Genomic DNA, 25,975 nt, shown 5'->3' on the forward strand with positions numbered 1-25,975 from the left:
TAAAACCAATTTAAATTTTTGGTTATGGACTAAATTTCTGTGTACATTGTACTATTCCAATCAAGAAAATGAAAAAAGTATTCTGCGTAGGGGAGTTATTAATAGATTTTGTTGCCGAAAAACAGGGAAGTGATCTTTCCAAGGCAATCACTTTCACAAAAAAAGCCGGCGGTGCACCTGCCAACGTAGCCTGTGCCATTTCCAAACTTGGCGGAAAAAGTTTTTTTATTGGCAGTGTGGGCAATGATCCATTTGGCAATTTTTTGCTTAATGTTCTTAAGGAACAACGCGTAGATGTTTCCATGGCCCAAACCAGTGATACCTTCACCACTTTGGCTTTTGTTTCATTGGCGGAAGACGGCGAACGTGATTTTGTCTTCAGTCGGGGTGCCGACAAGGAATTGACCTATGACCCTGCTCTCCGGAAAAATTTTAAAGGTAATTTGATGCATCTTGGAGCCGCAACTGCGCTTTTGGGTGGTGCCTTGGAGAAAACCTATGGCAAATATTTGTTTGACGCACTTACCAAGGAAATGTTTATCAGTTTTGACCCAAACTTCAGACAGGATCTATGGAAAGGCAGCGAGCAGCAGTTTATTAAAAAATGCATGCCCTTCGTTGAAAAATCGCATTTGTGCAAGTTCAGTCTGGAGGAAGCACAAATTCTGTCAGGGAAAGAAGATGTTCATGAAGCTTGTGAAAAACTTCACGGTGTTGGAGCAAGAATTATTACCGTTACTTTGGGCAAAGAAGGGACATTGCTAAGCATGGGCGGTTCAAAAAAAATGGTGCCAAGTATTGTTGTAAAACCTGTTGATACTACAGGTGCAGGAGATGCATTTATTGGCTGCCTTTTATACCAAATTGCCAATCTGGACAACTTTGACCAAGTTTTTGAAAATTATGATCTGCTCCTAAAAATGGTTGAGCAGGCAAATAAGGCAGGAGCAATTACCACAACAAATTACGGGGCGATCGTGGCGCTTCCCACGAAATCGGAACTGGAAGCCTTATGAATCAAGCCTCTGTTCATAGGTTAACGGCTGCGATGGGCCACAAGAAAAGCTCCAAACAGTTTTTCGACCTTCGTTTAGCGGCAAACTTAGGTCTAGTCCAACGTTTGTTCCACCAACTTTACCCAAAGGAAACTGAGAGCAATCACTTTCAAAAATTGATGGTATTGCTTCCTAAACTTTTCCAGTCCCGACCAGACGAATTGAAAATTCAAGATTTAAATCGACTGGAAAGTGGTAATTGGTATCAATCTGAAAAAATGGTGGGAATGCAGCTCTACGTGGAGCATTTCAACAAAGATTTGAAGGGGCTACAGTCCAAAATACCATACTTGAAAGATTTAGGAATCAACTTATTGCATTTAATGCCCATTACGCCTCGTCCAACCGGGGAAAATGATGGGGGTTATGCCGTGAACAAATACCATGGGGTGGCCAAACAATATGGTTCATCCAAAGATCTTTTAAATCTGACCCAAGAGCTTAGAAAACAAGATATGTTTTTGATGTTGGATTTTGTGGTCAACCATACATCGGATGAGTTTACTTGGGCAAAAAAAGCAAGGGCAGGTGACAAAAAATATCAAGATTATTATTACACCTATGCCGATGATACAGTGCCTAAGGCATTTGAAAAATCGCTGCCTGAAGTGTTTCCTGAAACTTCTCCTGGGAATTTCACCTATGATCCTGAGATGAAAAGATGGGTAATGACCGTTTTCAATAATTATCAGTGGGATTTAAACTATTCCAACCCAGAGGTTTTTTTGGAAATGTTGACCAATCTCATTAAAATGGTCAACCAAGGAGTCGATATCGTACGTTTTGATGCCTTGGCATTTCTTTGGAAAAAAATGGGAACCATTTCACAAAATCTTCCTGAAGCCCATACTTTGATTTCCCTGTTCAGAATGTGCCTACAAATAATAGCTCCGGGTGCGATTTTTTTGGCAGAGGCCATTGTAGCACCAAAAGAGATTGTGAAATATTTCGGACAGGAAAGCACAAAAGGCAACGAATGTGAAATTGCCTATAATGCTTCGTTAATGGCTTTGCTTTGGAACTCCATAGCCACCAAAAAAACGCTTTTATTGTACAAGAGCCTTACCAATGTTCCCCAAAAACCCAACGATTGTACCTGGATCAATTATATCAGATGCCATGATGATATCGGTCTGGGGTATGACGATGGTTTTATTCGAGAAATTGGATGGAACCCGCAATTGCACCGTAAATTTTTACTGGATTATTATTGTCAACGATTGGATTGGTCCCCTGCTACCGGATTACTTTTCATGTACAATCCAAAAACTGGTGATGGCAGAATCACGGGCAGTGCGACCTCTTTGCTTGGTCTGGAAAAAGGCCTCGCCAAAAAAGATAAGGTTTTGATCCAAGAAGCTGTATCAAAAATGATATTGTTATACGGCATTGTTCTCGCATATGGTGGTATTCCGCTTATCTACGGCGGGGATGAAATAGGGACCCTCAACGATTATTCTTTTTTGGAAGAAACCGATAAAAAGGATGATAACAGATGGGTAAATCGTCCCAAACAAAATTGGGATATGGTTGCCAACTTAAATGATAAAAAGCTTCCGCAATCCCAAATATTTAATGCCGTACAAAAATTGATAGCCATTAGAAAAAAACATTCTGTTTTTGCTGACGATAACAATTTAGTCATTCATCATACCGGCAATGATCATATTTTTGCCTTTGAACGAACAAGCGAAAGGGAAGGGCTATTAGTATTATGCAATTTTGATGAAAAAGAACAGGTTGTGCAGTCCCGATGGATTTCCAAACTCGGATATTTTACCAAAGGAGAACCAAAAAACCTGGTTTCCAATAAAAAAGTCCCATTAAAAAGCGGCTTACTGCGATTAGACCCTTATCAACTTATGTGGTTAATGAAGGGCTAGTTGTATCGAACCTTTCTAAGTATTCGCAAAGATTCTTTTAATGAACGATACACCTTTTTATAATCGGCCTTTAATATGGGTCGAGCCCGTTCCATTTGTTCCCTAGCTTCCTCAAATCCGTTTAAATAGCAAATAAGATATGTGGCCGGTAGGTGATTTAAATCCTCCGTCTCAGTTTTGTTCAGGTCGATTCTTTTTTCAAGTTTTTGCATGATCGAGTTGTTCGAATTCAATACATGATGCAAGGTTTTTTTGTCATATTGAGGAGGCTCAAAAACCAACTTGCTATCAATTCTATACTTTCCATTTTCAGAAAAGGTAATCACCATCTCTTCCAAAGGGTAATACTTTTGCTGCGCACCCAACCCCAACTGCACAAATTCCATCATACTAAAAGAATCTTCATTATAGGTTATTGTAATTTCATCTAGGGCAGAATAAAATAGTTTAACCTGTTCGTTGATCAATTCAATATCTACTCTGGAATAATATATTTTATCCTTAATGGTTTTCTTGTTCCCAGCCCAACAGACCACAAATTGCTCTTTGAATACCTTGTAGTCCCGGGTTAAATCGGCATGTCGTGTGTTGATGAAATCGATTACTGCATCCAATGTCAGTTCAATATTGTTTCGAGCATGCTGTTCTATGATAGCTACGGCTTCCGAATTAATATCTTTCAATTCAATATCGAATGCTTTTGGCAAACTGATGCTTCCTTCCCTGAAAAATACAGCTCCGCCGTAATACTTCCATATGTTTTTTCTAAGGGCACATACTTTACCATTTGATTTTATGGTCACCAAGCCCACAACCCTTCCTTCGGGTAAGTGCGGAAATGGAATGTTTTCATAAGAAATTATGGGGGGATTATCCAAATAGGCGTTCACCAAGTTTTGAATTTTGCTGTCATCAAAAAAATCGACCCCTACAATTTCGTTGTCGGCATCTTCAACCCCAACCACAATAAATGAGTTGTTTTTTGGGTTGCTGTTGGCCAAAGCACAAACATGCTTTAAAAACTTGGCCTTACCTTCCTTTTCACCAATGGAAATAAACCGTTTTTTGTCGTAAAAACTGTTCTCATCATTATGCGCCAAAAGATTTTTGACCAATAAGCGTTTGTTGATCATAGCTCTTTTTTCACAATAGTGCTGCTGGCTTGTGCAGTTGGCATTACCACCAAGTCCGCTATGTTAACATGATTGGGTCTGGTGATGGTGAAATGGATGATTTCGGCAATATCTTCTGGTTTCAATGGTTGATATCCCTGATAAACCTTGCCGGCTATATTTGAATCCCCTTTAAATCGAACATCGCTAAATTCTGTCTCTACCAACCCTGGATTTATCGCACCCACTCGTATCCCATGTTCATTCAGGTCTATGCGCATCCCTTGGTTGATGGCGTCCACCGCATGCTTGCTGGCACAATACACATTGCCTTTGGGGTACACCTCTTTCCCTGCAGTAGATCCTATATTGATGATATGACCCGCTTTTCGTTTCACCATTTCTGGCAATATAGCGTTGGACACGTAAAGCAATCCCTTTACATTAATGTCCAACATGGCATCCCAATCATCGGTACTCCCTTGATCTATATAATCCAGACCATGGGCATTTCCAGCATTGTTGATCAAGATGTCTATTTGTGAAAATTCAGCAGGTAAGCTTTCAACTGATCTATGAACGGCTGCTTTGTCGCGAACATCAAAATTTAGGGTGTGGACCTTGGCAGTTTTACCCAATTGTTCTTTTAGAACCGCAAGTCTGTTTTTCCTCCGTCCACAAAGAATCAGATTAAATCCATGTTTGGCCAATAATTCAGCCGTAGCTTTGCCTATACCACTTGTCGCTCCCGTAATAAAGACCGTTCTTTTCTCGCTCATTTTTATATTTTGAATAGAACATCAGAATCAAACCATAATTCTCGAATAGTTATCTGTATGTTGCATAAAGGGTGAAATTATAAAATTAAACCCTTAAATCCTTCACAAAACTGGGGGTTCAGCGTTTTTTTTAACCATTAATTAACAGGTGGATTTTAAATAAATTTTCATTTTGCACTTCTTAGAAAAACACTGACGTTAACACTTTACAATTATAATTTGTATGGAAGAAAACACTACTATTGATATTAGTGCTGTGAATGAAAAAATTGCCAAGGAAAGTGCTTTTATTGACCTCCTTACACACGAGATGAACAAGGCCATTGTTGGTCAAAAACATATGGTAGAACGCTTGCTGATCGGTCTTTTGGGCAAGGGCCATATTTTGCTGGAAGGTGTACCGGGGCTTGCCAAAACCTTGGCCATTAACACACTGGCAAAAGCGGTAAAAGGTGATTTTAGCAGAATTCAGTTTACGCCTGATCTACTACCTGCCGATGTGGTTGGAACTATGATCTATAACATTAAAGAGAACGACTTCTCCATTAAAAAGGGTCCCATTTTTGCAAATTTTGTCTTAGCTGATGAAATTAACAGAGCTCCCGCTAAAGTGCAATCTGCCCTGCTTGAGGCCATGCAGGAAAAGCAAGTTACCATCGGTGATGAAACCTTTAAGTTGGATGCTCCTTTCCTGGTAATGGCAACGCAAAACCCGGTAGAACAAGAGGGAACATATCCTCTGCCAGAAGCTCAAGTAGACCGTTTTATGCTCAAAACTGTGATCGACTACCCAAAACTTAATGAGGAGCAGTTGATTATCAGACAAAATTTGAGTGGATCAAACGAACCCATTAAACCAGTGGTGACTTTGAAACAAATTCTAAGTGGGCAAAAAGCCGTACAGGATGTCTACATGGATGAAAAAATTGAAAAATATATCTTGGATTTGGTATTCGCTACCCGTTATCCAGAAAAATACAATCTAGAAGACCTCAAACCCCTAATCAGTTTTGGTGCCTCTCCAAGGGGAAGCATCAATTTGGCCAATGCCTCCAAATGCTACGCATTCATAAAAAGAAGGGGGTATGTTGTTCCTGAGGACGTTAGAGCAGTTGTTCACGACGTGCTTAGACACCGTATCGGAATAACCTATGAAGCCGAAGCTGAGAATATCACTTCAGAGGAGATTATTAACAAGATTGTAAACGAGGTAGAAGTACCTTAGGGTTCAACATTTCTTGTTCCAACAGCTGACCAGCTTTCAACGTGACAAGAGCAACATATTTCCTTGAGCCAAATGGATACAAAAGAGCTACTTAAGAAGGTACGTAAAATTGAGATAAAGACGAGACGTCTCTCCGACCATATTTTTGGTGGGGAGTACCATTCTACCTTTAAAGGTAGGGGTATGACCTTTAGTGAAGTTAGGCAATATCAATTTGGTGATGATGTCCGGGCCATAGATTGGAATGTTACCGCTCGATATAACGAACCTTATGTAAAGGTCTTCGAAGAAGAACGCGAACTTACCATGATGTTAATGGTTGATGTGAGCGGGTCAGAGCTCTTTGGAACATCAAACCAGTTCAAAAAGGAAGTCATAACAGAAATTTCTGCCACCTTGGCTTTTTCAGCCATGCAGAACAATGATAAAGTGGGTTTGATCCTGTTTTCTGATGAAGTGGAACTCTTTATTCCTCCCAAAAAAGGCAAAAGTCACGTACTACGAATCATTCGGGAACTTCTTGAGTTTTCGCCGAAAAGTAGTGAGACCAATATTGCCGAAGCTCTAAAGTTTCTGACCAATGTGATGAAGAAAAAAGCCATTGTCTTTGTTCTTTCAGATTTTATCGCAGATCATTATGATAATACGCTTCGCATTGTAGGCAACAAACATGATGTTACCGGTATCAGGGTCTTTGATGAGCGTGAAGCGTCAATTCCCAATTTGGGCATGGTGCAGATGCAGGATGCGGAAACAGGGTTGTTACAATTAATAAATACACGTTCCAAAAAAGTGCGAAATGCCTATGGTAAATTTCATCAAGAGAAAGTGGACTATTTTCAAGATTCATTCAAAAAATCAGGTTCTGGGGTGATTAGTTGTAGGGTGGACGAGAGCTACGTGAAAAAATTGTTGGGCTATTTTAAACGAAGAGGATAATGCCAGAAATAGGAAAAACAAAATTTGAGAAGCTGCATGGCCATTTATTATCAGTGGCTTGGGCTCTTTTGTTTTTAATTATTCCTGTTATAGGATTTTCGCAAGATGATTCCGAAGTATCTTCCCAGATTGATACGACCTCCATTAAAATTGGAGAACAGATTCAATATACCATCACGGTTGAAACAGATTCCTTAAACATTGTTCATTTTCCAGAAGGGCAAACATTTTCTCCCTTAGAAACCGTCGAGGCCATCATGAAGGATACGGTAAAGAATAAAAACAAGGTCGTTCTTCAAAAAGTATATGCTCTTACACAATTTGACAGCGGCGCCTACACCATTCCTTCGCAACGTATCGCCATAAACGAACAGCCCTTTTTCACGGATTCGTTCCATATTAAAGTAGCCGATGTGGTGGTCGATACCACCAAACAGAAAATGTTCGACATAAAACCGTTGATCCAGGTCGAAAAAAGCTATGCCAAAATATGGAAGTGGATTCTTGTTATCCTGTTGGGACTTTTAATTGTTGGTGGATTGGTCTATTGGTTCTATTTAAGAAAAAAACCAATGACAGAGGAGGAAAAAGAAGCTTTGCTTCCTCCATATGATCGTGCATTGTTGGAATTAAAAAGGCTAGAGAATTCCAGATACCTCATCCAAGATGAGTACAAAAAATACTATTCAGAACTTACCGACATTGTACGTTCGTATCTAGAAGAGGACGTACATGTTTCCGCATTGGAAAGCACTACAGGGCAATTAATCGCCAAATTGGAAATGCTAAAAGATGCTGGAGAACTCAAATTGGAAAATGACACCATTACCCAATTTCAAAAAATATTGGAAACCGCAGATTTGGTCAAATTTGCCAAATCAAAACCCCCCACTACGGTAGCTGAAGAAGATAGAAAAATGGTTGAGCAGATTGTGGTTAAAACCCATGATGCACTTCCTGAGCCTACAGAAGAAGAATTGATGCTTACAGAAGAATATCTGGAAGAGCTTGCCAAGAAAAAGCAGCGTAAAAAAATCTATTGGGCAGCTGCCATCTTTATCGGAGTTTTATTTTTGGGAGGTGCATTTTCTGTAGCCTACTATGGATTCAAAGAAGTTAAGGATACCGTTATTGGGCATCCCACCAAAGAGCTTTTAGAAAGTGAATGGGTAGCAAGTTCATACGGTTATCCGCCTATTGATTTGGAAACTCCAGATGTTCTGGTTAGACAGGAGGTTGAATTGCCACAACAGGTTTTGGACAGCATTCAAGACATGCAAACTTTTACCTATGGCAGCTATTTTCAACATTTTTCCATAAGTAGTACATCTGTCATGTTTAAAAACAACCAAGGAGACCCAGATTTTGAAGGTGCTATTGGCTCTGCACTTGGGATTTTTGAACAGCTGGGCATAAAAAACATCATAACCAAGCAGGAGGAATTCACGACCAAATCAGGTGTTGCGGGATTTAAAATGTTCGGATCAGGAAATTTTAAAAATCCTGCCACCCAAAAATCGAAAAGATTGAAATACAATATTCTTTTGTTCGGAGGCAAAGGATTTATCCAACAAATAGCCCTAACATGGGAAGATGGAGATGAATATGCTGAAGAAATAGTGACAAGAATATTGAGCTCATTAGATGTAAAAACACAAGTATAAATGTTTGAAAATATAGAATTCGCAAACCCTCAGTTTTTTTGGTTGCTCTTATTGCTTCCAATGGCTTTGCTATGGTATTTTTTCAAACGGAAGGAGGAAATGGCCTCGCTAAAAATTTCGAGCATCAAAGGATTCACAGTGGGCAGTTTGGCCTCCAAACTTAAACCGCTACTGTTTGTGCTTCGCCTTCTGGCTTTGGCGGCAATAATTACCGCTTTGGCCCGACCCCAGACCGAAGACATATCAACCCGAACCAAAACGACAAAGGGAATTGATATTGTTATGGCCATTGATGTTTCATCAAGTATGCTGGCCAGAGATTTGAAGCCCAATAGGCTTTCAGCACTGAAGGACGTAGCAGGAGATTTCATCAAACAAAGGCCCAATGATCGTATCGGATTGGTGGGATATGCTGGCGAAAGCTATACCAAAACCCCTATCACAAGCGATAAGTCAATCGTTTTAAGTGCCCTTCGGGAAATATCTTATGGCGAATTGGAAGATGGCACTGCCATTGGTATGGGATTGGCCACCTCTGTAAATCGATTAAAAGAGAGCAAGGCTATAAGCAAAGTGATTATTCTGTTGACTGATGGCGTAAACAATTCTGGTTTTATTGAACCTTCGACCGCCGCAGATTTGGCAGTGGAATTTGGAATCAAAACTTATACCATCGGATTGGGAACAAATGGAAATGCATTGACCCCGATAGGCTATAAAAGAGATGGTACTTTTAGGTATGGGATGCAACAAGTGAAAATCGATGAAAACCTTCTCAAAGAGATTGCCGATGTTACAGGAGGAAAATATTTTAGAGCAACCGATAATGAGAAATTGGAAGAAATTTATGATGAAATCAACAAACTCGAAAAAACCGAGATTGAAGAATTCAAATATTATAAATACGAAGAAAAGTTTAGGCCACTGATATTATTGGCAGGAGTATTGCTCTTGTTGGAATGGGGGTTGCGAAACTCAATCTTTAAAAGTTTTATATAATCTATGATTCAGCTTGACGAAAAAGCATATTTCTATCTTTTGGCCATCATCCCGGTAATGGCCCTGGCTTTTTTCTTTCTTCAAGTTTGGAAAAAAAAGACACAGCGACAATTTGCCGATGCCAAATTGCTTCGAAGATTAGCTCCAAACAAATCCATATTCAAACCAGCTTTAAAGTTGATTTTTCTTTTGTTGGGGCTCACTTTTTTAATCTTGGGATTGGTCAATCCGAAAATCGGCACAAAACTGGAAACAGTTAAACGCGAAGGGGTCGATATTGTATTCGCTGTCGACGTTTCAAAAAGTATGTTGGCCGAGGACATAGCCCCAAACCGCTTGGAAAAAGCAAAAAGATTGGTTTCAGAGATTATCAACCAATTGACCAGTGACAGAATTGGAATTATTGCCTATGCGGGTCAAGCTTATCCCCAGTTGCCCATTACAACAGATTACGGAGCTGCCAAGATGTTTTTGCAGAGCATGAACACCAATATGCTGTCTTCGCAAGGAACGGCGATCAATGCCGCCATTGATCTTGCCAGTACCTATTATGATGATGATGAGCAGACCAATAGGGTATTATTTATTGTATCCGATGGTGAGGACCATTCAGAAAGTTCGACAATCGATGCCGTTGAGTATGCCACACAAAATGGTATTAGAGTATTTACAATTGGCGTAGGTAAAACCAAGGGCTCACCCATTCCGATAAAAAGAAATGGGGTGGTCGAAAGTTTGAAAAAAGACAATCAGGGGGAAGTGGTGATCACACGTCTCAATGAAACGATATTGTCCGATATTGCCAGTGAAGGCAACGGAGAATATATTGATGGAACCAACACTGAAAAGGCCGTTGAGTACATCAAAGAGCAATTGAACCAGATGGACAAAAAAGAGTTTGAGGCCAAGCAATTTGCTGAATACAAAGACCAATTCCAGTGGTTCTTGGGCATAGGCCTTTTATTTTTATTTTTGGATGTTTTCCTTATGGATAGAAAAACACAATGGTTGAAAAAGCTAAATCTTTTTAATGAATATGACGATGCGTAAGATTAGATTGGTATTTGCCTTGCTAATTTTCTTTGGAATAGTTGTACACGCACAAGATGATACAGCCGCCAAGGAAGCACAGAAGGCGCTAAGGAACTCTACCGACCTTACTTGGGAGGCCAACAAGGAACTTACTACCAACGATTTTCCCACAGCTGAATCTGATTACAGAAGAGCCATATCAAAAAGTAGTGAAAATACCGTTGCTCCCTTCAATCTAGGTACGGCCTATTACAACAGGGAGAGTTATGGTGAGGCCTTTGGCCGGTTTAAGCAAACAGGTGAGAAAAGTGAGAAAAAACCCGAAAAACATAAAGCCTATCATAATTTGGGCAATGTTCTCATGAAAAAGAAGGATTATCAGCAAGCAGTTGATGCTTATAAACAAGCACTGCGGAACAATCCTAATGATGATGAGACCCGATACAATTTGGCATTGGCCAAAAAAATGCTGGAAAAACAGCAGGACGAACAGAAAAACGACCAAAACCAAGATAATAAAGACAATCAGGATCAAAAGGATAAGAACCAGGATCAAAATAACGAGGGCGATAACAAAAAGGAGAACGAAGGAGAGCAAAATGAAGATGAGAACAAGGATAAGGGAGATGAAGGAGACAATGGGGAAAATAAGCCTGAAGAAAATAAAGAAGGTGACGGAGATAAAAAGAAAGAACAAGAAAAAAAGCCCAAAGAAGGCGATCAACCTGAAGATCAAAAGCAACAACCAAGACCTAACCAGCTTTCCAAACAGCAAATTCAAAACTTGTTAGAAGCAATGCAAAACGAGGAAAAGAAAGTGCAGGAGAAAATGGAAGCTAGAAAAGTTCGGGGTAAAAAAGTCAAAAACGAGAAAGATTGGTGATGCAAAAGTCGTGGGGCAAAATATTGGTACTCTTTCAGACCTTCCTTTTGGTGGGGTTCTATTCCCATGCGCAAGATGGAGAAGTTTCCTTTGAAATGAAACTTAGCAAAGAAAAGCTGGGTATCAATGAACGCCTTCGAGTAGAATTTACAATGAACAAGGATGGGGATAATTTTTACCCACCTCCCTTTAAAGGTTTTAAAGTGGTCATGGGGCCATCTCAATCTATTAGTTCATCATGGCTAAATGGAAAGCGAAGCTTTTCAAAGTCGTACTCGTATATACTTGTACCCACAGCCAGGGGGAAGTACAGCATTAAGCAGGCAACCATTGAAATTGATGGTGAAACGTACAAAACCTTGCCAAAAATCGTTGAGGTAACAGCCGCAGTGGATAAACCCAATGATTCCAAAACAGTTGACGATGTTGCAGATGAGAGCCTACATCTAGTTGCAGAAGTTTCCAAGTCCAATCCTTACCTAAACGAAGCGGTAACCGTGATTTACAAACTATATGTAAGTCCAAATATTAGTGTAACCAATTATCGTCCTCTGGACAATCCCAAATACAACAATTTTTGGAGTCAAGATATTCCCGTAACCAAACATACGGCCCAAAATGGCACCTACCAAGGAAAGCCCTATCGCTACGTGGTATTAAAAAGGGTTGTGCTCTATCCTCAAAAATCTGGAAATCTGGAAATTGAACCACTATCTCTGGAAATTTTTGTTGATGTTCCCACAAATCGACGCGACTTTTTTGGAGGACGAATATACAAACAGGCAAGTAAAACGGTTTCCGCCGGAAGAAGAACTCTAAAAGTAAAGGCCTTACCTGAAGCTGGTAAACCGGTCAATTTTGGTGGTGCGGTCGGAAATTTTGAGTTCTCGGTATCTGCAAGTAAAAAACATTTGAACGCCTCCGAATCATTGCAGGCCAAGGTAGAGGTGAAAGGAAAAGGAAACCTTAAACTCTTTCAACTTCCTGAACCCGAATTGCCCAGTGCTCTAGAAGTATATGAACCTGAATACGATGAAAAAGTGCGAACCCTTAGTACAGGAATGGAAGGGAAGGTTGCAAACCATTACACCATTGTCCCTGCATACCGTGGAAAATACCCAATCCCCAGTATTTCTTTTAGCTATTTCAATCCAAAGAGCAAAAAATATGTAACACTAAACTCTGATGAAATAAACATTGAGGTTTTGGAAGGTCCAGTTGGGTCTTCTTCAGACAATAGTGTAGTTTCCAATACCAATAAGCAATTTGTGGTCCCGACCGGAAAACAATTCCATTTTATAAAGATCAGGCCAAACCTTACCAAGATTGGAACCCGTTATTTCTTTAGATCGAACAAGTTTTACCTATTGCTTTTTGCACCATTACTACTGATTCCGATCGCAATCTTCTCTTTTAAGAAAAGGGAGGCCATTGCAAGTGATGTTGTGGGCAATAAAATAAAAAGGGCCAACAAGCTTGCTAAAAAATATCTTTCCACCGCAAAGAAAGAGCTTGGAAATAAAGAAGCCTTTTATGTGGCCTTGGAAAAAGGCCTGCACAATTACCTTAAGGCTAAATTGAAGATCGAAACCTCGGAATTCAGCAAGGAAAAAATTACTGATATCCTCGCTCAAAAGAATGTCGACTCGCAATATGTGGAAGGCTTTATAAGCTTGCTGAAAAGTTGTGAAATGGCACGTTACAGCCCATTTTCAGATGTAAAAATGCAAAATGATTATGAAAAGGCCAGTGAAGTAATCTCCAAAATGGACAAGCAATTATGAATATGAGAAAATTAGTCCTTCTGGTTTGTTTTTTCTCATTCTATATTGGAATGGCACAAAATACAGCGCTCTTTAATCGGGCTACCGAACAATACAACAAAGGTGAATATTCCAAAGCCGTAGAAAGCTATGAACGAATTCTTGAGAATGGAGAGCATTCTGCCGAGTTGTATTTCAATTTGGGAAATTGTCACTACAAGTTAAATGCAATTGGCCCCAGTATTTTCTATTATGAAAAAGCACTGCTTCTTAAACCAAACGATAGCGAAATAATGAATAACTTGAGTTATGCGCAAAATATGCGTTTGGACGCCGTTGAGGAAATGCCCAAGACCGAAATTGCACAAGCTTATGAAAGTTTGGTCAACTTTTTATCGTTTGACCAATGGTCTTATTTGGCCGTTTCATTGACCATTTTGTTCGTATTGGCCTATCTCGCCTATTTCTTTTTACGCTTTGCCACGCATAAACGCATAGCTTTCATAACTGGCATTTTCTCATTGATTTTAGGTGTTGTATGTGTATTATTGGCCTATTTGCAATACCAGGATTTCAAAAATGACAACCCTGCCATTATTTTTAGCAAAGAAGTAAAAGTCACTTCAGAACCCAATACCAATAGTGAAGCTGTGTTTACATTACATGAAGGGACCAAGGTGAATGTTTTGGAACACTTCAACGATTGGAACAAAATTAGAATCGCAGACGGGCAGACCGGATGGATCCTCGATGATAATCTTATGCCATTAAAGGATTTTTAGAAGTTCTTTAACACTAATTCTTTGTTCTGCGCTTATTTTTGTTTTTTTGCTTAAAACAACAACTTGCTAAAAACTATTGCCTTCCCATTTATTGCTTTGTTGCTGATATTTTCAATATTGGCTCCATCACTGGCTCCCTTAATGGATGGAGATTGTAATATTGCCATTCTGGCTGATACAGGTGAAGAAGAAAACAATACCGAGAAAGAGTCTGAAATAAAATTTGATGAAAAGGATTTATTTATGACCTCAATGCCTTTTCCTAATAATCTTGCTCAACAAAAAAATGGTCTGGAAATTACGGGATATCTTCTGTTAAATTCAGATTTTAAGGAAGATATATTGTTGCCTCCTCCAGAGCTATTCTTAATCTGATTATAGTACCAAGTCCATTAAATTCAAAGGACGCTTCTCATATTATTATTTCAAACAATTCAACTAGCGTACTGTACAAGTATGCAAAACTTAAAATATTATGATCACAAAAACATTGGATAAAGCCACACAATCTTCATTAACCCCAGACTCCGTACTTGAAGATTTGATGAGTGGGAATAGCAGATTCACTGCTAGCAATATGGAAACAAGAGGATATCAGGCACAGCGTGAAAGTACTGTAACCGGACAATTCCCTAAAGCCGTAGTTCTATCTTGTATAGACTCTCGTGTGCCGGTTGAAACCGTATTTGATCAAGGAATTGGAGATGTTTTCGTGGCTCGTGTAGCAGGAAACTTTGAAAACACCGATATCTTGGGAAGTTTGGAGTACTCCTGTAAGGCTGCAGGAAGTAAGCTGGTTCTTGTTCTAGGACATGAGGCATGTGGAGCTGTTAAAGCAGCCTGCGATGGTGTAGAACTAGGTAACATTACTTCAATGCTTGGTAATATTTTGCCAGCCGTTAAGCTATCCGCGGAGCAAGTGGAGGGCGAGGCCAATTCCTCAAACGCCAAATTTGTGGCCCAAACGGTCGAGAATAACGTAAGATTGACCATAGATCGTATTCGGGAGAAAAGTCCAATTCTTAAGGAAATGGAAGATAACGGTGAAATAAAAATTGCAGGAGGGGTATACGCTCTTTCAACCGGAGCAGTAACCTTAATTTAATTATTCAAATAAGTTATTATGTTCAAACATTTTAGAGGAGATTTATTTGGAGGAATTACAGCAGGTATCGTTGCATTGCCTTTGGCCCTTGCCTTTGGGGTAAGTTCAGGTTTGGGTCCAAGTGCTGGGCTCTATGGCGCAATTTTCATTAGTTTTTTTGCTGCGCTTTTTGGAGGGACCAACACCCAGATTTCAGGGCCTACCGCACCTATGACAGCCGTAAGTATGGTTATCATAGCCGGTATTTTGGCAGTTCATGATGGAGATATTGCCAAAGCACTTCCGATAATTTTAGCGGTATTTCTCTTGGCCGGATTAATGCAAATCGGTCTTGGTCTCATAGGTCTTGGAAAATACATTAAATATATTCCCTATCCGGTGGTCTCCGGATTTATGACGGCAATCGGGGTCATTATTTTGGTGACGCAAATATTGCCCGCTGTTGGCTATTATCCCAAAGAAGATGCCGAATACGTAAGCCAGTTTAAGGCGGCAGCCGAAGAAGAGATTCTGGAAAACATCCTAAAAGAAGAAGCTGGAGAAGGAATCCTGGTCTTGGAAGACTTTGAGGAAACCATTAGAAGAGCTAATAAAATTACTCTTGAGGACATGCAAAAAGAAGCCAAAACTCTCGCTTCAAGTGATGCCTCCGGGGTTCTTGGAACTATCAAAGTTCTTCCTCGTGCACTACAGAATATCAATTGGCTGGAATTGGCCCTTGCTATTGCAACAATCGTCATTATTTATGGCTTTAAAAGGATAACTACATCTATACCCAGTACCCTTGTAGCTTTAATCGTGGTTTCCGGAGTAGCTGTTGGATTTGATTTGGGCTATCGACCAATCGAAAAAATCCCTGAAGGGCTGCCGATTCCACAACTTGAAATCTTTACAGAGTTTAGTTTCTCAGCAATTACCCCGTATATTTTCACAGCCTTAACATTATCGCTCTTAGGAGCCATAGATTCATTACTGACTTCTGTAGTTGCCGATAATATGACGCAGACCAAACATAAACCAAACAAAGAATTGGTCGGTCAAGGTATAGGTAATAGTATTGCTGCAGTATTTGGAGGAATTCCAGGAGCCGGTGCCACAATTAGAACTGTGGTGAATATCAATTCTGGGGGTAAGACGCGTTTATCCGGTATGGTGGCAGGTATACTTTTACTCGTAATACTCTTAGCGCTCGGACCAATTGCTTCACAGATTCCAGCCGCCGTTTTGGCCGGTATCTTGGTCACTGTGGGTATAGGTGTAATGGATTACAAAGGCCTAAAGGCCATCCCGTTTTTGCCAAAAGACATTAAGTTTGGTCCAATAAAGTTAAGTTCGGAAGTAATCATAATGCTAACGGTTTTGGTACTATCCTCCATTTGGAATCTTGTTTATGCTGTAGGTATTGGTTTGGTAATCGCATCTTTAATGTTCATGAAAAAAATAGGTGACCTTACTGCAACTAGATCCAATGTGAAACCATTAAAAGAGCAGCCCTGGGCCGATGAGAAAAACTTTCCAGCAAAACTTAGGGAGGAAGTGTTCATCAAACACATCAAAGGCCCTCTATTTTTTGGTTCAACAAGTGATTTTCAACAATTGGCAGAACAAATTCCCATTACCGCTTCTACTGTGGTCATTCGAATGGACCGGATGCAGTATATGGATCAATCAGGTCTTTATGCCATGGAAGATGTTTTACAGGATTTGAATAAAAAGAATGTCAAAGTATTGCTAGTAGGTGTTTTAGATCAACCCAAATACATGATGGAAAGAATCGATATCATCCCCGACCTCATTCCAAGGGAAGATATTTTCGAGAAATTTCGACCCTGTATGGATCGAATCACAGCCAATATACAAGATTCGGACTAAAGACTTTTACATTGGATGCCGTGCATTGCAAGTCATGCGATGCACGGCATCTTTATTTTTGGTTGCGATAGGTAAATTCAATCATTGCCCGTATTCAAACACAATTTGCTAAATTTGTCGGCCAATAGCGCAGCCGACCATGATCGAGACCATAAAAGAACACCTGGCAGAAGTTGAAAAGTTTGTTTCAACCTCAAAAGAGGAAATCGAGACTTTCCGAATAAAGTATTTGGGGAAAAAAGGGCTTTTGAATTCCTTTTTTGCCGAGTTCAAAAATGTTCCTAACGAACAGAAGAAAGAATTTGGTCAAGTCATCAACCAACTCAAGGGAGCTGCAACTGAAAAAGTAAATACGCTTAAGGCTTCGCTGGAAAACCAAGCTGATCTGAAAGGGAAGTATGGAGACTTAACACGTCCCGGAGAACCCATTGCACTTGGAGCAAGGCATCCCATTTCCATTGTAAAGAATCAGATTGTCGATATTTTTTCCCGTATTGGGTTTAATGTGTCCGAAGGACCAGAAATAGAGGATGATTGGCACAACTTTACAGCATTGAACTTACCCGAATACCATCCGGCCAGGGATATGCAGGACACCTTTTTTATACAAACCGACCCAGATATTCTTTTACGCACGCATACCTCATCGGTTCAAGTGCGCTATATGGAAGAAAACAAACCTCCTATTCGAACCATCTCTCCGGGAAGGGTGTACCGGAACGAAGCTATTTCTGCCCGATCACATTGTTTTTTCCATCAGGTTGAGGGCCTTTATGTAGATAAGGATGTCTCTTTTGCCGATCTTAAGCAAACACTTCAATATTTCACCTCGCAAATGTTCGGCAGGTCAAAAATCAGGCTGCGTCCATCTTATTTTCCTTTTACTGAACCAAGTGCAGAGGTTGATGTGTATTGGGGATTGGAAACCGAAGCCGATTACCGTATGACCAAAGGTACGGGGTGGTTGGAGATCATGGGCTGCGGAATGGTGGACCCCAATGTTTTGAAAAATTGCGATATCGACCCCGAAGAATATTCCGGATTTGCATTTGGAATGGGTATTGACCGCATTGCATTGTTATTGCACCAAATTTCGGATATCCGATTGTTAAGTGAAAACGATGTACGGTTTTTGGAACAGTTTAAATCCACACTATAAGCATTGCTTTCCTTGTTTATTGACAAATAATTAAAGGATCTCAAGCTCTGCTTGGTTATTTCTTTTCTGGTTATATTTAGGTCAATCACCAAACTTTTTTAAAACTGTTTTTATGACCCATCGCTTAACTATCTGGCTCGTTTGTTTAGGAGCAAGCTTTATCCATTCCCAAAAGCCAATTACCAAAGTCAATCAAGATCGACTTGAAAATCGCATTTTTGAACTCGCAAAATTTGGTCTTCAAACAAATGGCGAAACAGAAAGAGTGGCTTTTAGCGAAGCTGATGTCAAAGCTCGGAAATGGGTTATTGAAACTTTGGAAAAGCAAGGCTTAGAGGTGTCCATTGACTTTGCGGGAAATATTGTCGCCTTCAGAAAGGGAATAAAGTCTGGGCTTAAACCCATTTCTTTTGGTTCTCATATAGATCGGGTTCCCAACGGTGGCAATTATGACGGATGTGTTGGCTCCATGGCGGCATTGGAAGTCATTGAAACCTTAAACGAGAACAAAATAAACACCAAGCATCCTTTGGAGGTTATTATCTTTTCCAACGAAGAAGGCGGGGTAATGGGCAGTCGCGCCATGTCAGGTCACTTAGGAAAAGGTGCATTGGAAGTTGTAAATTCAACAGGATTTTCAATGGGTGAAGGAATTATGCGATTGGGAGGTGACACCACCAGAATAGCAGATGTACATAGAAAAAAAGGGGATATGGCCGCCTTTTTGGAGCTACATATTGAGCAAGGCGGAATCCTTGAAAAGGAAAATCTCAATATTGGCATCGTAGAAGGTATTGTGGGGCTTAAATGGTGGGATGTCGTTTTTACAGGCTTTGCAAATCATGCAGGTACCACCCCAATGAATGTACGACAAGATGCATTATTGGCAGCCGCCAAGTTCATAGTAGCGGTTAATGAGGTTACCAATAGTTTTGAAGGTTCCCAGGTTGGAACCGTTGGTCGGATCAAGGCTGCACCTGGTGCTCCAAATGTTATTCCAGGCAAGGTGGTAACAAGTTTGGAAATTCGCGACCTTTCCTCTGCAGTTATAGAAAATGTGTTTCAAGCCATTAAAACCAAGGGAGAAGAAATAGCCGCACAATCCAACATTACAATTGAGTTCAGACCTTTGGATACTACCGCTGCTCCGGCATTGACGGATATGGCTATTCAAAAAGAAATTGAAACCTCGGCAACTAAACTGAAACTAACTCATAAATATATGCCGAGTGGAGCCGGTCATGATGCCCAAGACATGGCTACCATTGCTCCAACCGGGATGATTTTTGTTCCAAGTAAAGGGGGCATTAGTCATTCACCAAAAGAATTCACCTCTGCCAAAGACATGGCCAATGGTGCCAATGTATTGCTTCAAACACTTTTAGCTCTGGACAAAAAATTGGATTAAACACTTTTTCTTCTATCCAAAATGAAATAGGCAGCATTCGCAATCAAGGAAATGCTCAACCAATAGGTGCTCAAAATCAGTAATCCCGAAAATTTAACAGGGAATTTAAATTTGTTGATGGCAATCATGGTGTCCGAAAACATAAACAATAAAACTGCTGCTCCAATCAACCTGTAGACTTTATTGGGATTGTGGAAGTTTAGACTCATACCTTGCCAAGCCATAAAAATGATAACGATAACGTAGATTCCAACAGGGAGTGCAAAAGAGCCCAGATCAGGCTGAAGCCAAATAAACAATCCCCCTCCTATTCCTGCCAGAATCAAGAACGATATCCAATGAAAATTAAATCCTTCAAGATTTATAAATCCTGTAGCGAACAATACATGGCCAATTAAAAATGCTCCTAGACCAAAAACAAAATACTCTTCTTTTAAAAGGAATACGTCCCCTATCAAACAGAAAACCAATGCGGCAATTATGATGTTCCTAAACTTGGACAATTGTTCATTTTGCACAAAAAACAAAAGGGACAGAATTAAGATCGTGGTCAAGGGTTTGAAGATGGAAAAGAGCAGTGTATTGTCGAAAAAATCGAAAAGCATTGCAGCTACGGCAGAAATCAAGCTCAATATATTTATTGCCTTTCTTGACCTCGCTTTTTCCATTACCACTCTTTAAATGGGTTTTTGCTTAGCTGGGAGTTGTAATACTTAATGTCCCCCGTGACTTCTTTGCCCAACCATTTAGGTTTCCCGAAAATCTCATCTTCATGGTTCAGCTCAATTTCAGCAATAATTAGGCCTTGGTTCTCACCTAAAAACTCATCTACTTCATACATATGATCACCATTTGGCACCTCATATCTGATTTTTTCTAAAATTACTGCCTCGCAAAGATCTATTAGATTCACTGCTTCTGCCGTGGTGATTTCTGTTTCCCATTCAAACCGTGTGGTCCCAGATTTATTGCTCATCCCTTTAATGGTCAAAAATGCTTTGTCTCCTTTAATTCGAACTCTCACCGTTCGTTCAGGATGGGTATTTAAAAACCCTTGAACAATCCGGGTTTGTGAGCGTGCCTCTTCCTTATACGCTTCTGTCCTAACCAAAAACTTTCGTTCAATTTCCAAGTGTTCCATCAAACTAAATATACCCTAAATTTGAATATGGACTTTGATTTTCCTTTACGAAAAATCATTCATGTTGACATGGATGCTTTTTATGCATCTGTTGAGCAGCACGACAATCCTGAGTTGCAAGGGAAACCCCTTGCAGTTGGCGGAGGTTCAAAACGTGGGGTAGTTTCCGCAGCTAGCTATGAAGCACGAAAATTTGGAGTGCGAAGTGCCATGGCGGGTTATATTGCCAAAAAGAATTGCCCTGAACTCATTTTTGTAAAACCCAGATTTGACCGTTACAAAGAGGTGTCACAACAAGTGCGACGCATCTTTTTTGAGTATACAGACCTTGTTGAACCGCTTTCTTTGGACGAGGCGTATTTGGATGTGACAGAAAACAAAAAAGGAAATCCATCCGCCACCCTCATTGCCAAAGAAATTCGTCAAAAAATATTGGATGTAACTGGTTTAACTGCATCCGCAGGTATCTCAATAAATAAATTTATTGCCAAAGTAGCTAGTGATTACAACAAACCCAATGGTCAAAAAACGGTCAACCCTGAAGAAGTTATCGCGTTTTTAGAGAACCTCGATATCCGAAAATTTTACGGGGTCGGAAAGGTAACTGCAGAAAAAATGTACAAGCTGGGCATTTTTACAGGAAACGATTTGAAGCAAAAAACCACAGAATTCCTTGATGGTCACTTTGGTAAAAGTGGAAAATACTACTATGATGTTGTTCGTGGAATCCATAATAGTGAAGTAAAACCGCATCGTACTCCTAAATCTGTTGGTGCTGAACGTACTTTTTTGGAAAACTTGAGCAGTGAGGTCTTTATGCTTGAAAAACTGGAAAACATCGCCAGTGAGCTTGAAAGAAGGTTGAAAAAATCCAAAATTGCAGGGAAAACCATCACCCTAAAAATCAAGTATAGTGACTTTACCTTGCAGACACGGAGCAAAACACTTCCTTATTATATCGCCGACCAAGAATTGATCTTGGAAACAGCCAAAGAGTTGTTGTATCAATCGTCTTTGGAAAATTCGGTCCGTCTTTTGGGCATTTCCTTAGCCAACCTCAACACCGAGAAAAAAGAAGAGAAACAACAGGATGAAACCGTATTGGTTCAGTTACGATTTGATTTTTAAAAAGTACTTGTTCAGTATTTCCACTACATTTTGTTCATCGAAATGGAGACGGTCCATACGAAAACCGATGAGATAAAAATGCCTATGGTATTGGCCCAAAAAGCCTTCTGTTTTTCAATTCCGAATAAGTAAGCAGCGATACTGCCGGCATACACTCCTGTTCCTGGTAAAGGAATCATCACAAAAAACATTAGGCCGAAAAAACCAAATTTTTCAATTTTCTTTCCTGAACCTGTTTTAGCTCGTTTGGCAATAAATATTGCCGATTTTTTATAAAATCGCCATTTTATAAAATGACGGTTAATATATTCAAGAAAAAACATCATCAACGGAAAGACCGCAACATTAGCCAAAAAACAAGCAACAAAAACCACGTAGCTATTAAGGCCTTTCATGATACCATAGGGTATGCCCACCTTGGCCTCGCCAAAAGGGGATAAACTCCAAAGTATAGAAGTCAATAAGTCCAACAGTGCAATTTTTTAGTTTGCAAAACTACATGAAAACAGCATCGCCCACTGTTAAAAAGACCTTTAAGTCTTAGAATTAGAAAAAGAATGCATGTTTTGACCGAAAACAACCTAGACAGACCAGTCTTTTTTATCTTTAACCTATGGAAAAAACTACACTTCGCGAAAAAATTGTCAGTACCGCTGGTAAACTTTTCTATGCAAATGGTTACAATTCAACCGGAATCAATGAAATAATTGCCAAATCCGGGATTGCAAAGGCGACCTTGTACAGTCATTTTAAATCCAAAGAGGATATTTGTATTGCTTATTTAACACAGCGGCATGAAGGTTTTTTGACTTCTTTGAAAAGCTATATTTCGAAACGAAAGAAAGGGAAGAATCAGTTGTTGGCTATTTTCGATTTCTTAAGGGATATGTACCGAGATGAAAATTTTCATGGCTGTTGGGGGCTAAAGACCTTGGGAGAGCTTTCTCCTAAACAAAAAAAACTTCTGGGAGTGATTCAGCGTCAAAAGAAGGAGTTGTTACTGTATTTGGGAGAAGTGGTCAATGAGAATATCAATAATATCTCAAAAGCGGAGACTGAAAAAATCTCAGGAGGGCTTTATCTTTTGTATGACAGTGCCATTACAGAGAGCTATCTTTTTAAAAACGATTGGCCCATCTATATGTCGCGGAGCATTGCACAATCACTTTTTGCAAATTCGGAATTGGTTTAAACAAAAAGAGCCCCCTAAACCAAGGAGCTCTTTTATATAAGTCTATTTGCTTATTTCACAACCAAGGTATTGTCGGTGGATGTTGGGTTCAAAGGACAGAAGTATACGTACTCTCCTTTTTCCAACTTCGTAGGCTTAGAAGTTTGCGATGTGCCAGTTTTTACCGCTTTGGTAACGTAAGCGGTTTTAATATGGTTTTCTGGCTTACTTACATCCAGACCTTTTTTAACCAATACAAAACCAACATCATGTCCGACACCATTATTCGTAACATCGAAAACATAGGTTCCTTCGGAAATAGTGATTTGTTTTTGGGTAAACTCGCCTGAAGTCTGTTCCAATGCTACGGTTTTTACCGACGCATCCTTCATCATTTTGTCCTGTGCGCTTGCTGAAAATACTACTCCAACGGTCAATACTAAAATTGCAATTACTTTTTTCATTTTTATCTTATTTAAATTATTGTGTTAATTATTCTTATTAGGCTTCAACAGCTTGTAGCGGTTGTGCCACAGGAAAATCAACTGGAATTTCCGTAGCGTTGTTTATATAGTTAGAGATAGTCTTGTCACCCACTAAAACTATAGTGTCAATAAAATTTTCCTTGTTCCATCCAGCAGCAAAGAAATTTTCAACGACAGCAGCATCAGCTGTACCTCTATTTTCAGTAATGTTTTTAGACAATCTTGCCAATGCATCCAACTTATTGTCAAAGGAGGCTCTCCCAGATCTAAGTTCCAGGATTTGGTCATCTGAAAAACCATTCATTTTGCTGATTGCAGTGTGTGCAGATAAACAATACAAACACCCGTTTACTTCACTTACCGCAAGATTAACTGCTTCTTTTTCTTTGGTCTTCAATGAAGTTTTGGCATTTGAAAGGTTCAAATAGTTGGCTAATGCATTCTCTGAATGTGCATAGGTGGCAAAAAGGTTGGGAACAAAACCAACTGCTTTTTCCAAGTTATCAAATATGGCTTGGTTAGCTTCACTAACTTCTTCTCTTTTTGGAACATTGAATGTGCTCATAATTCTAAATATTTAATGTGTTGTTATATGGATTAAAAATTCTTTACAAATGGTTTTTCGGCATCACAGTAGAAATCATGGTGATGTTTTTGAGCGCAATGCGCTTCAGACATGATGGGTTGGGGAGCAGCTTTTTTTACTGTCCTGAAAATCTCGATGAGATTAAAAATTGATTTTTCCTTCGCTTTCATCTTTATCTAGTTTTAATTACACTGCAAAGATGTAGCAGAACGGAAGGGGATTGTTAGCAGGAATTTCCCGATGGCTTGCCCAAATTTCCTTTAGGCAATTTCCAAGGTGTTTTCACGGTATTCTGAAGGTGTCATTTGGGTCATTTTCTTAAAGAAACGACTAAAATGGGCCGGGTCGTTAAACCCAAGGTCGAAGGCTATTTCTTGATTCTGCTTATCTGTAAAATGGATAAGCCGCTTAGCTTCCAAGGCCAGTCGTTCTAAAATGACCTGTTGGGGTGGTTTTTGATTGTATATGGAAAAAAGATTGGACAATGTTTTGGGCGATTTGAACAGCATTTCGGCATACTCACTCACTTTTCGTTTTGTTTTGTAATGCATGTCCACCAAATAATTGAACTTTCTGATCACATCTATTTGATCATTCTTTAGGGTTTTTACAATGAGCTGCTCTTTAGCCAAACGGGTACTCATTATAATCAATCGTTTCAACAACATTTGTAACATATCACCTTGGATGTTATCAGGAGTGGAGAATTCTTCCACAAAAACATCGAACCAAAGGTTAAATTTTTTTAATTGGTCTGCCGGAACCGAGATAATGGGCAAATCTTGGGTTCCAAAAAACAAAATTCCGTTACACGAAACTTCGCTATCATGATCTGAAATACAATAGAACTCCCTGTTAAAAAGAATGGCCGAAAGAGGTAAATGAGTTTTGGAAAAGGAAACATGTTGTAAGTAGGTAACCGTGACCAACTGATTTGGACTAAGCTCCAGTTCCAAATCATCTACAATAATAGTCAGTGGTTCCTCATTTCTATTCCAAAGAAATTTAATGGTATTCGCTGTGGAGGTAAACCGCAGATTATCGTTTTTGATATCATCTGTTAGGCCAAGTATCGATCCTAATTTTGGGTCTTTGTATTCATATCTCATTGGGCCAATCCTTCTTATTACTTCTTTAAAAATAACGGTTTTCGCAATATTAGTCCAGTTAATTTGTTGATACTTACATCGGGTTTAAGACCTAATATGGTCCAATCTTTAAACAATATTGTTAATGTTTAGGTCAGATTTTATCAAGCTCGATAGTTTTTATAGTATTGGATATGGAAAAGTTAAAATACTATGATGAGGCCGCCAATAATTTCTATTCAAATTCGGAAATAAAAAGCTTCACTATCAACTCCCTCGATTTTCATGCAAGTCACTTTAATAAGGTCTGTGAAAATTTACATGATCTTAAAAATCTTACTCATCTTGCAGCAAAAAAAAATTGGCATGGAGCGCTTTCCATTCGCGATCAAATTTTGAGAAAAGAGCACGTTGTGGTAGTCACAGACCCAAATCTCAACATTGTATATGCCTCCCAGAATATGTACGGTATGAATGGTTATCGCCCTACAGAAGTGCTTGGAAAAAAGCCTAGCATGTTTCAGGGAGCAGAAACCAACGAAGAAACCAGAAAGTTGGTTTCAATGGCTATTAAAAATCGTGAGCCTTTTGAAGTTGTCTTAGTCAATTACAGAAAAAATGGGGCTCCCTATAAATGTTGGATACAAGGTTCTCCCATTTTTGACAAAAAAGGAAAAGTGGTCAACTTTATTGCATTTGAAAAAGAGGTCGCTTAA

27 protein-coding genes are annotated in these 25,975 nt (G+C 39.5%); 18 read left to right on the forward strand and 9 right to left on the reverse strand.

What is annotated here, in order from left to right; translation table 11 throughout:
• Positions 1-68 precede the first annotated feature (68 nt).
• Both IAG46_RS09770 and IAG46_RS09775 read left to right on the forward strand, forming a co-directional pair.
• A complete protein-coding gene (locus IAG46_RS09770) occupies positions 69-1,016 on the forward strand; it encodes a carbohydrate kinase (protein WP_190810171.1) in 948 nt (315 codons plus the stop codon).
• Positions 1,017-1,048: 32 nt separating this feature from the next.
• A complete protein-coding gene (locus IAG46_RS09775) occupies positions 1,049-2,938 on the forward strand; it encodes an alpha-amylase family glycosyl hydrolase (RefSeq protein WP_223826643.1) in 1,890 nt (629 codons plus the stop codon).
• Here the strand turns inward: IAG46_RS09775 and IAG46_RS09780 are convergent.
• Positions 2,935-4,071 (reverse strand): ATP-binding protein, encoded by a 1,137-nt coding sequence (locus IAG46_RS09780; RefSeq protein ID WP_190810173.1) that lies wholly within the window; start codon positions 4,069-4,071, stop codon positions 2,935-2,937. The two genes, IAG46_RS09775 and IAG46_RS09780, sit on opposite strands and share 4 nt — an antisense overlap.
• Positions 4,068-4,829 (reverse strand): SDR family NAD(P)-dependent oxidoreductase, encoded by a 762-nt coding sequence (locus tag IAG46_RS09785; RefSeq protein ID WP_190810174.1) that lies wholly within the window; start codon positions 4,827-4,829, stop codon positions 4,068-4,070. The genes IAG46_RS09780 and IAG46_RS09785 overlap by 4 nt, the downstream gene beginning before the upstream one ends.
• A 223-nt stretch (positions 4,830-5,052) precedes the next feature.
• Here IAG46_RS09785 and IAG46_RS09790 point away from each other — a divergent pair, with 223 nt between their 5' ends.
• The 13 genes from IAG46_RS09790 (at position 5,053) to IAG46_RS09850 (ending at position 19,660) form a co-directional block, all read left to right on the forward strand.
• Entirely contained in the window at positions 5,053-6,054 is a 1,002-nt protein-coding gene (locus IAG46_RS09790) for a MoxR family ATPase (RefSeq protein WP_190810175.1), read from the forward strand.
• Between the two features lie 72 nt (positions 6,055-6,126).
• A complete protein-coding gene (locus IAG46_RS09795; RefSeq protein WP_190810176.1) occupies positions 6,127-6,993 on the forward strand; it encodes a DUF58 domain-containing protein in 867 nt (288 codons plus the stop codon).
• Positions 6,993-8,657, forward strand: coding sequence for a BatD family protein (locus IAG46_RS09800; protein WP_223826644.1), 1,665 nt, complete (start codon positions 6,993-6,995; stop codon positions 8,655-8,657). The genes IAG46_RS09795 and IAG46_RS09800 overlap by 1 nt, the downstream gene beginning before the upstream one ends.
• Positions 8,658-9,656, forward strand: coding sequence for a VWA domain-containing protein (locus IAG46_RS09805; RefSeq protein WP_190810177.1), 999 nt, complete (start codon positions 8,658-8,660; stop codon positions 9,654-9,656).
• Between the two features lie 3 nt (positions 9,657-9,659).
• On the forward strand, positions 9,660-10,706 hold the full coding sequence (locus tag IAG46_RS09810; protein WP_190810178.1) for a VWA domain-containing protein: 1,047 nt from the start codon (positions 9,660-9,662) through the stop codon (positions 10,704-10,706).
• Positions 10,699-11,571, forward strand: a complete 873-nt coding sequence (locus IAG46_RS09815; protein WP_190810179.1) for a tetratricopeptide repeat protein — start codon at positions 10,699-10,701, stop codon at positions 11,569-11,571. Before IAG46_RS09810 ends, IAG46_RS09815 begins: the two co-directional genes overlap by 8 nt.
• Entirely contained in the window at positions 11,571-13,355 is a 1,785-nt protein-coding gene (locus tag IAG46_RS09820; protein ID WP_190810180.1) for a BatD family protein, read from the forward strand. The genes IAG46_RS09815 and IAG46_RS09820 overlap by 1 nt, the downstream gene beginning before the upstream one ends.
• Before the next feature lie 2 nt (positions 13,356-13,357).
• Entirely contained in the window at positions 13,358-14,116 is a 759-nt protein-coding gene (locus tag IAG46_RS09825; protein ID WP_190810181.1) for a tetratricopeptide repeat protein, read from the forward strand.
• 63 nt (positions 14,117-14,179) lie between these two features.
• Positions 14,180-14,491, forward strand: coding sequence for a hypothetical protein (locus IAG46_RS09830; protein WP_190810182.1), 312 nt, complete (start codon positions 14,180-14,182; stop codon positions 14,489-14,491).
• A gap of 100 nt (positions 14,492-14,591) precedes the next feature.
• Positions 14,592-15,221 (forward strand): carbonic anhydrase family protein, encoded by a 630-nt coding sequence (locus IAG46_RS09835; protein ID WP_190810183.1) that lies wholly within the window; start codon positions 14,592-14,594, stop codon positions 15,219-15,221.
• A gap of 18 nt (positions 15,222-15,239) precedes the next feature.
• Complete coding sequence (locus IAG46_RS09840; RefSeq protein WP_190810184.1) at positions 15,240-17,093, forward strand: SulP family inorganic anion transporter; 1,854 nt, start codon at positions 15,240-15,242, stop codon at positions 17,091-17,093.
• A 139-nt stretch (positions 17,094-17,232) separates the two neighbouring features.
• Positions 17,233-18,252 (forward strand): phenylalanine--tRNA ligase subunit alpha, encoded by a 1,020-nt coding sequence (gene pheS, locus IAG46_RS09845; protein ID WP_190810185.1) that lies wholly within the window; start codon positions 17,233-17,235, stop codon positions 18,250-18,252.
• A gap of 112 nt (positions 18,253-18,364) precedes the next feature.
• Complete coding sequence (locus IAG46_RS09850) at positions 18,365-19,660, forward strand: Zn-dependent hydrolase (RefSeq protein ID WP_190810186.1); 1,296 nt, start codon at positions 18,365-18,367, stop codon at positions 19,658-19,660.
• Here the strand turns inward: IAG46_RS09850 and IAG46_RS09855 are convergent.
• Entirely contained in the window at positions 19,657-20,328 is a 672-nt protein-coding gene (locus tag IAG46_RS09855) for a lysoplasmalogenase (RefSeq protein WP_190810187.1), read from the reverse strand. The genes IAG46_RS09850 and IAG46_RS09855 overlap by 4 nt on opposite strands.
• A complete protein-coding gene (locus tag IAG46_RS09860) occupies positions 20,328-20,801 on the reverse strand; it encodes a CYTH domain-containing protein (RefSeq protein ID WP_190810188.1) in 474 nt (157 codons plus the stop codon). The genes IAG46_RS09855 and IAG46_RS09860 overlap by 1 nt, the downstream gene beginning before the upstream one ends.
• 27 nt (positions 20,802-20,828) lie before the next feature.
• Between IAG46_RS09860 and dinB the strand changes: the two genes are divergently transcribed.
• Positions 20,829-21,929 (forward strand): DNA polymerase IV, encoded by a 1,101-nt coding sequence (gene dinB / locus IAG46_RS09865; RefSeq protein ID WP_190810189.1) that lies wholly within the window; start codon positions 20,829-20,831, stop codon positions 21,927-21,929.
• Positions 21,930-21,952: 23 nt separating this feature from the next.
• Here dinB and IAG46_RS09870 read toward each other — a convergent pair whose 3' ends face one another.
• Complete coding sequence (locus tag IAG46_RS09870; RefSeq protein WP_255512540.1) at positions 21,953-22,402, reverse strand: small multi-drug export protein; 450 nt, start codon at positions 22,400-22,402, stop codon at positions 21,953-21,955.
• 140 nt (positions 22,403-22,542) lie between these two features.
• On the opposite strand from IAG46_RS09870, the gene IAG46_RS09875 reads away from it, so the two are divergent.
• Positions 22,543-23,121 (forward strand): TetR/AcrR family transcriptional regulator, encoded by a 579-nt coding sequence (locus IAG46_RS09875; protein WP_190810190.1) that lies wholly within the window; start codon positions 22,543-22,545, stop codon positions 23,119-23,121.
• Positions 23,122-23,171: 50 nt separating this feature from the next.
• On the opposite strand, the gene IAG46_RS09880 is transcribed toward IAG46_RS09875, so the two are convergent.
• The 4 genes from IAG46_RS09880 to IAG46_RS09895 all read right to left on the reverse strand — a co-directional run bounded on the left by IAG46_RS09880 (position 23,172) and on the right by IAG46_RS09895 (position 25,280).
• Entirely contained in the window at positions 23,172-23,564 is a 393-nt protein-coding gene (locus IAG46_RS09880; RefSeq protein ID WP_190810191.1) for a plastocyanin/azurin family copper-binding protein, read from the reverse strand.
• Positions 23,565-23,601: 37 nt separating this feature from the next.
• Positions 23,602-24,150: a carboxymuconolactone decarboxylase family protein gene (locus IAG46_RS09885; RefSeq protein WP_190810192.1), complete on the reverse strand. Its 549-nt coding sequence runs from the start codon at positions 24,148-24,150 to the stop codon at positions 23,602-23,604.
• A gap of 32 nt (positions 24,151-24,182) precedes the next feature.
• Complete coding sequence (locus tag IAG46_RS09890) at positions 24,183-24,341, reverse strand: hypothetical protein (protein WP_190810193.1); 159 nt, start codon at positions 24,339-24,341, stop codon at positions 24,183-24,185.
• A gap of 90 nt (positions 24,342-24,431) precedes the next feature.
• A complete protein-coding gene (locus IAG46_RS09895; RefSeq protein WP_190810194.1) occupies positions 24,432-25,280 on the reverse strand; it encodes a helix-turn-helix domain-containing protein in 849 nt (282 codons plus the stop codon).
• Between the two features lie 173 nt (positions 25,281-25,453).
• Here IAG46_RS09895 and IAG46_RS09900 point away from each other — a divergent pair, with 173 nt between their 5' ends.
• Positions 25,454-25,975 (forward strand): PAS domain-containing protein, encoded by a 522-nt coding sequence (locus IAG46_RS09900; protein WP_190810195.1) that lies wholly within the window; start codon positions 25,454-25,456, stop codon positions 25,973-25,975.

The organism is Flagellimonas sp. S3867 (assembly GCF_014698935.1).
Classification (GTDB): Bacteria; Bacteroidota; Bacteroidia; order Flavobacteriales; family Flavobacteriaceae; genus Flagellimonas.

What these genes read in the sequence shown, in the direction of transcription:
- IAG46_RS09890 (WP_190810193.1), bottom strand. Translation starts at nt 24,341, where the DNA reads ATGAAAGCGAAGGAAAAATCAATTTTTAATCTCATCGAGATTTTCAGG.
- IAG46_RS09795 (WP_190810176.1), top strand. Translation starts at nt 6,127, where the DNA reads ATGGATACAAAAGAGCTACTTAAGAAGGTACGTAAAATTGAGATAAAG.
- IAG46_RS09790 (WP_190810175.1), top strand. Translation starts at nt 5,053, where the DNA reads ATGGAAGAAAACACTACTATTGATATTAGTGCTGTGAATGAAAAAATT.
- pheS (WP_190810185.1), top strand. Translation starts at nt 17,233, where the DNA reads ATGATCGAGACCATAAAAGAACACCTGGCAGAAGTTGAAAAGTTTGTT.
- IAG46_RS09775 (WP_223826643.1), top strand. Translation starts at nt 1,049, where the DNA reads ATGGGCCACAAGAAAAGCTCCAAACAGTTTTTCGACCTTCGTTTAGCG.
- IAG46_RS09880 (WP_190810191.1), bottom strand. Translation starts at nt 23,564, where the DNA reads ATGAAAAAAGTAATTGCAATTTTAGTATTGACCGTTGGAGTAGTATTT.
- IAG46_RS09820 (WP_190810180.1), top strand. Translation starts at nt 11,571, where the DNA reads ATGCAAAAGTCGTGGGGCAAAATATTGGTACTCTTTCAGACCTTCCTT.
- IAG46_RS09850 (WP_190810186.1), top strand. Translation starts at nt 18,365, where the DNA reads ATGACCCATCGCTTAACTATCTGGCTCGTTTGTTTAGGAGCAAGCTTT.
- IAG46_RS09835 (WP_190810183.1), top strand. Translation starts at nt 14,592, where the DNA reads ATGATCACAAAAACATTGGATAAAGCCACACAATCTTCATTAACCCCA.
- IAG46_RS09895 (WP_190810194.1), bottom strand. Translation starts at nt 25,280, where the DNA reads ATGAGATATGAATACAAAGACCCAAAATTAGGATCGATACTTGGCCTA.
- IAG46_RS09825 (WP_190810181.1), top strand. Translation starts at nt 13,358, where the DNA reads ATGAGAAAATTAGTCCTTCTGGTTTGTTTTTTCTCATTCTATATTGGA.
- IAG46_RS09805 (WP_190810177.1), top strand. Translation starts at nt 8,658, where the DNA reads ATGTTTGAAAATATAGAATTCGCAAACCCTCAGTTTTTTTGGTTGCTC.
- IAG46_RS09810 (WP_190810178.1), top strand. Translation starts at nt 9,660, where the DNA reads ATGATTCAGCTTGACGAAAAAGCATATTTCTATCTTTTGGCCATCATC.
- IAG46_RS09800 (WP_223826644.1), top strand. Translation starts at nt 6,993, where the DNA reads ATGCCAGAAATAGGAAAAACAAAATTTGAGAAGCTGCATGGCCATTTA.
- IAG46_RS09875 (WP_190810190.1), top strand. Translation starts at nt 22,543, where the DNA reads ATGGAAAAAACTACACTTCGCGAAAAAATTGTCAGTACCGCTGGTAAA.
- IAG46_RS09855 (WP_190810187.1), bottom strand. Translation starts at nt 20,328, where the DNA reads ATGGAAAAAGCGAGGTCAAGAAAGGCAATAAATATATTGAGCTTGATT.
- IAG46_RS09815 (WP_190810179.1), top strand. Translation starts at nt 10,699, where the DNA reads ATGCGTAAGATTAGATTGGTATTTGCCTTGCTAATTTTCTTTGGAATA.
- IAG46_RS09860 (WP_190810188.1), bottom strand. Translation starts at nt 20,801, where the DNA reads ATGGAACACTTGGAAATTGAACGAAAGTTTTTGGTTAGGACAGAAGCG.
- IAG46_RS09770 (WP_190810171.1), top strand. Translation starts at nt 69, where the DNA reads ATGAAAAAAGTATTCTGCGTAGGGGAGTTATTAATAGATTTTGTTGCC.
- IAG46_RS09840 (WP_190810184.1), top strand. Translation starts at nt 15,240, where the DNA reads ATGTTCAAACATTTTAGAGGAGATTTATTTGGAGGAATTACAGCAGGT.
- IAG46_RS09780 (WP_190810173.1), bottom strand. Translation starts at nt 4,071, where the DNA reads ATGATCAACAAACGCTTATTGGTCAAAAATCTTTTGGCGCATAATGAT.
- IAG46_RS09785 (WP_190810174.1), bottom strand. Translation starts at nt 4,829, where the DNA reads ATGAGCGAGAAAAGAACGGTCTTTATTACGGGAGCGACAAGTGGTATA.
- dinB (WP_190810189.1), top strand. Translation starts at nt 20,829, where the DNA reads ATGGACTTTGATTTTCCTTTACGAAAAATCATTCATGTTGACATGGAT.
- IAG46_RS09900 (WP_190810195.1), top strand. Translation starts at nt 25,454, where the DNA reads ATGGAAAAGTTAAAATACTATGATGAGGCCGCCAATAATTTCTATTCA.
- IAG46_RS09885 (WP_190810192.1), bottom strand. Translation starts at nt 24,150, where the DNA reads ATGAGCACATTCAATGTTCCAAAAAGAGAAGAAGTTAGTGAAGCTAAC.